This window comes from Pseudomonas sp., assembly GCF_036404235.1.
Classification (GTDB): domain Bacteria; phylum Pseudomonadota; class Gammaproteobacteria; order Pseudomonadales; family Pseudomonadaceae; genus Aquipseudomonas.
Genome location: NZ_DASWOT010000179.1, coordinates 1 through 4,785, shown reverse-complemented (window position 1 = coordinate 4,785; position 4,785 = coordinate 1). Strand labels below are relative to the sequence as shown.

Below are 4,785 nucleotides of genomic sequence, written 5' to 3'. Positions count from 1 at the left end.
CCCAGGTCCAGCAACTCGCCGCCGGGTGCCTGGCGCCATAGCGCCTCATGCGCGCCAGCGGTTTGGGCATTGCTCATTGGTAACTCCTGCAAGTCCTCAAGAAGGGGTAACAACTGCGTTCCAGAGCGTTTACTCAGGACTTTACGCAGACGAATGATCCACGATTTGACTTATCCCTTAAAAGAATATTTAAGTTTGAAATTATTTGAATTAGGCATAAGCAAGGGTGAGTGACGAGAGCTTTGCCGCTTATAGGAGGCCGTCGCTACGCCCTTACTACAGCGGTGGATGACCACACGCGCCGATGCATAAGCTAATAGCCAGAAGGTATTTAAATAATATTTTTTAGAACTCTATGATCCCGAGCATGGCATCCGCCACTCTCCAATCCGATCACGAGCCTGTCATGCCAAATTCAACCCACAGCGTTGGGAAAGTTATCCGCCGCCCATTGCTCGCGGCAATCCTCGCCGCGCTGGCCTGCACCCTTGCGTTGCCTGCGCAGGCCCGCGAAACAGTGCGCATCGGTTATCAAAAGTCATCAACCCTGATCACCCTGCTAAAGGCTCAAGGCACGCTGGAAAAAGTCCTTGGCCAGGACGATATCGACATCACCTGGCATGAGTTTTCAAGTGGCTTGCCATTGCTTGAGGCGTTGAACATCGGCAACGTCGATATCAGCGCTGACGTGGCCGACACCGTGCCGATTTTCGCCCAGGCCGCGCAAGCCAAGCTGACCTACTTCGCCGAGGAATCGCCGTCACCCAGCGCGCAGGCGATTGTCGTACGCAACGATTCGCCCATCCAGCAACTGTCGGATTTGAAAGGCAAGAAAATTGCCGTGACCAAAGCTGCCGGCACGCATTATTTGTTGATTGCGGCGCTGAACAAGGCTGGGCTGGCGTTCTCCGATATCCAGCCGGCTTACCTCTCGCCCGCCGACGGTCGAGCTGCATTCGAGAACAATAAAGTCGATGCGTGGGTGACCTGGGAACCCTTCCTCACCAGCGTTCAGCGTCAATTGCCGACTCGCACCCTGGCCGACGGCACCGGCCTTGCCAGCTATAAACGCTATTACCTGACCAGCACCCGCTACGCGAAAGCACATCCCGAGGTGCTGAAACGGGTTTACGCCCAGTTGCAGAAAGCCGGCGCCTGGATCAAAAGCAACCCACGCGACGCCGCTCAGGTGTTAGGTCCGCTGTGGGGCAACCTTGATGTGGAAACAGTCGAGGCCGCCAATAACCACCGCAGCTACCAGGTCGAACCGGTCAAAGCTGACCAGTTGGGTGAGCAACAAAAAATCGCCGATGCCTTTTTCGCAGCAGGTTTGCTGCCCAAGGCGGTGGATGCCAAGGACGTCGACATCTGGAAGCCATAAGGAAGGTTGTTATTCAATCGCTTATGTGGAAGCCAGGCTAAAAAGGGCAGTCCATTCGGTCAGTGCCAACCCTGCCCCCTCGCCTTCGTGGGCAACCCTCGCTCGATTCCGGCTGGCAACAGCCGGCAGGTCGCCGGCTCAGCTCGCGGTTCATGCACGCGCCTTATCGATCAAGGCATCAGCGCTGGCTGGGTCGTCAGGCGCAATCAGTGGAACCGTCGCATCCCTGTCGAACTGCGAACCGGGATCTTCGTTACCTGGATCATTATCAACGTCCAGGACTTCGCTATTCTCCTCTTCTACCTGCGTTAACCCGGGCTTTTCCAGAGGTCGGTCACTGCTCTGCGATGTGGTGAACATTGGATCTCTCCTTATCGATCTTGCAAATCGGGAATTGCCGTCACCTGCACAGCTTCCCGGAGTCCGAGAACAATCAATCCTGGGGCGCGTACTGCATCTCGCCATTGCCAAATGACCAGTCTTCGCGCTTGACGTCAATCAGGCTGATCCACACGTTTTGCTGGCTGATACCGGTTCGAGCATGGATGCCTTCAGCGATGGCTTTATAGAACGCTTTCTTCACCTCAATACTGCGTCCGGCGTTCCAGGTGATCTGGACGAAGACGATCCCAGGTGTATAGGCGATCCCAAGATACCCCTCGGCCGGATACACCAATTCGTCGCGGGCGTGGCGGTTGATGATCTGGAATTTATCGTGAGCGGGCACATTGGCAGTGCTGATCATGGCGTCGTACACCACTTCGCTGATAGCGCTGACATGTTCTGCTGGCGTATCAGCGGCGAGGTCGATTCGGGCTAATGGCATTTTGCAAAATCCAGGCGATGGAAAGAGGCCTTAAAACTAGGCTCAACGATTGTAGTCATCAAGCGCTTTTGTCGCTGCCATCGAACGCCTTATCACGCCTGTGATCACTTGCGTCGGCGCCTGATAGAGGTTAACGCCGAAGCGTCAGTACATGCAGAAAGCGGCCCCATTCTGACGGGGTGCATCTGGCCCACCTGACGTCCGGCAGGGGTATACCTTGGAAAACACCCGCTGCCGATCGATCCCGCCCGGCAGAACCTCCTCTGACACGATTGCCGTAGCATGTATGCCATTCGATGATACCCGCTGCAACCGAGCACACCAGAGCCTCCCTCTTGCCGTGACCTGTCGAGTTGAAACTTTCCGAAGTTTCCTACAGACACGGGCCTACGGCCTTCGATACTGTTAAGCCTTCGCACCATGGCGCCCCGGCCTTTGACACCGATCCAGTTCGGTGAGAGCCCCCAGAAGCTGTCTTGATTTCAAATAAATGGCACCTAAACTCCCGGCGTTCTATGGGTGGTGAGCGATCTGCGCCTGTCGTGCAATCTCCTGAATCCGTCAAGATCATTGAGTGAGTAAAGGTGTTGGCGGTCAGTGCAGTTGTGTGATGCCTATCTGGAGAACGCCCGCCAAGGGCTGATCGATTTTCTGGATGACGAAGCGGTGGCTGAGGCCTTGTTCATAAACGATACTCGCAAAAAGCAGAAGCTGCGTTTGGGCTGGAGTTACGCACAACGTTTCTGTGCCAAGAACGATACCTCAAGTTTTTTCGGACCTTTGCCCCGATGAGCTTTGGCTCGAAGAAGAGCGGGGCAGCTTCTGCTGTGAAATACGCACAACCTTTTCCACATGCGAGGCTCTTCCGACATGAGTGATGAGGGTACAGGCTCTTGCACCAAGGCCGATCAGGAAGTCAAACACACGTTTTTATATCTGTTTTTGACCATATTCATACCCTTTGGCCTCGGGCATTTTGTGTCGTACTTGTTTCGCACGGTCAACGCCTTGATCTATCTGGACCTGGAACGGGAACTGCGCCTGCCCGCCAGCAGCCTCGGCCTGCTGACTGGCGTTTACTTTCTGACTTTCGCCGCAGCGCAGATTCCACTGGGCGTCATGCTCGACCGCTACGGTCCGCGCAGCGTGCAGGCACCCATGCTGCTGTTCGCTGTATTGGGTTCGCTGATTTTCAGCTTCTCCCATACGGAATTGGGCCTGATCATTGGTCGTGGTCTAATCGGCCTGGGTGTTGCCGGTTCACTGATGAGTGCGATCAAGGCGTGCGCCATCTGGCTGCCTGTCGAACGCCTGCCGCTGAGTACGGCATGCCTGTTATCTGTAGGCGGTTTGGGCGCAATGGCATCCACCACACCATTGCACGAACTGCTCAAGTGGATCTCATGGCGCGAAGCATTCTTGATTCTGGCGCTGCTGACTTTGTTCGTCTGCGTGGTCATTCATCTCAGCGTGCCGCGCACCTACAAATCCAAACACACCACTCTCGCCGAAATGTCCAAGGCCGTGGGGACGCTTTATTCCTCGTGGGTATTCTGGCGATTGGCGTTGTACTCGGTGTTTGCCCATGCGATCTACATGTCGGTGCTGTCGCTGTGGATGGGACCGTGGCTACGCGATGTCGCCCAGTTAAGCGAGTCCAGCATGGCCAATACCTTGCTCTGGGGCACAGTGGCGATGGTGGCAGGCTCGCTGGCCTTCGGCTCGATCACCGACTACCTGCGGCGCTTTGGCGTGCAGCCAATCATGGTGTGCGGCACCGGGGTTTCGATCTTCATCGTATTTCAATCACTGATGATCAGCGGACTACCTGTATCGCCGCTGCTGATTGCTATGGGTTTCAGCTTCTTCGGTACCTCCACCACGATGAACTACGCGATCGTAGCTCAGTCGGTATCGCCTGAACTGGCCGGACGGGTCAGCTCGTCATTTAACCTGGTGGTATTCGTGCTGGCGTTCGTCTTGCAATGGTTGATGGGGGAAATTTTGAACCTGTGGCCGGCAACTGGGCAAGGGCACCCGGTGGAGGCTTATCAGTGGTCGCTGGGAGTGATGATTGCGTTGCAGGTACCGGGGGTGTTGTTATGGCTGAGTTTTAAACCGTGGGAACTGAAAACAGCGGCAGCGCGATAAACTAGGCGTAGTGGCTTGCAATCGAAAATGACCTTAACCTGGACACCGAAATTGGACAGCACTGGGGACGTCTCGGGTACCTAAAACGCCCCTTCCTTTATCTGTACCAAATCATCGTGATGAGTGGCTGGGCTCCTGCATGTCCGGGTTGGTGACGGCGGTGCAGCTATTTTGTGAATTCAGTAGGCCTTTCTCATCTTTTCTGTGAACTAGAGCCTGTGGGCTCACAAAAAAAGATGATTTTCTGCCAGCGATTGCTGGCGTCCCGAATCATCTATTTTGTGACCCAACACGCCGCCTCGCGAACAAGTTCGCTCCTACAACATCGAAGACATCCGCAGCGGTGAAGCAGTTGATACGATCAAGCTTTTCAGCGAAAAACACCTGTTGAAAGCTTGACCGGGAACAGAGTGTCTACCTGTCAGTG

The 4,785-nt window shown here is 55.1% G+C and carries 5 protein-coding genes; 3 read left to right on the top strand and 2 right to left on the bottom strand.

All coding sequences use genetic code 11. The features are described from left to right. Positions 1-406 precede the first annotated feature (406 nt). Positions 407-1,381, top strand: coding sequence for an aliphatic sulfonate ABC transporter substrate-binding protein (locus tag VGC62_RS22575; protein WP_331189298.1), 975 nt, complete (start codon positions 407-409; stop codon positions 1,379-1,381). Positions 1,382-1,531: 150 nt separating this feature from the next. Here VGC62_RS22575 and VGC62_RS22570 read toward each other — a convergent pair whose 3' ends face one another. Both VGC62_RS22570 and VGC62_RS22565 read right to left on the bottom strand, forming a co-directional pair. Continuing rightward, positions 1,532-1,741 (bottom strand): hypothetical protein, encoded by a 210-nt coding sequence (locus tag VGC62_RS22570; protein WP_331189297.1) that lies wholly within the window; start codon positions 1,739-1,741, stop codon positions 1,532-1,534. Positions 1,742-1,814: 73 nt separating this feature from the next. Further along, complete coding sequence (locus tag VGC62_RS22565; protein ID WP_331189296.1) at positions 1,815-2,207, bottom strand: tautomerase family protein; 393 nt, start codon at positions 2,205-2,207, stop codon at positions 1,815-1,817. A 597-nt stretch (positions 2,208-2,804) separates the two neighbouring features. Between VGC62_RS22565 and VGC62_RS22560 the strand changes: the two genes are divergently transcribed. Continuing rightward, on the top strand, positions 2,805-2,999 hold the full coding sequence (locus VGC62_RS22560; RefSeq protein WP_331189295.1) for a hypothetical protein: 195 nt from the start codon (positions 2,805-2,807) through the stop codon (positions 2,997-2,999). A gap of 78 nt (positions 3,000-3,077) precedes the next feature. Continuing rightward, on the top strand, positions 3,078-4,358 hold the full coding sequence (locus VGC62_RS22555) for an MFS transporter (RefSeq protein WP_331189294.1): 1,281 nt from the start codon (positions 3,078-3,080) through the stop codon (positions 4,356-4,358). The last annotated feature ends 427 nt before the right edge of the window (positions 4,359-4,785 follow it).

What these genes read in the sequence shown, in the direction of transcription:
- VGC62_RS22575 (WP_331189298.1), top strand. Translation starts at nt 407, where the DNA reads ATGCCAAATTCAACCCACAGCGTTGGGAAAGTTATCCGCCGCCCATTG.
- VGC62_RS22555 (WP_331189294.1), top strand. Translation starts at nt 3,078, where the DNA reads ATGAGTGATGAGGGTACAGGCTCTTGCACCAAGGCCGATCAGGAAGTC.
- VGC62_RS22565 (WP_331189296.1), bottom strand. Translation starts at nt 2,207, where the DNA reads ATGCCATTAGCCCGAATCGACCTCGCCGCTGATACGCCAGCAGAACAT.
- VGC62_RS22570 (WP_331189297.1), bottom strand. Translation starts at nt 1,741, where the DNA reads ATGTTCACCACATCGCAGAGCAGTGACCGACCTCTGGAAAAGCCCGGG.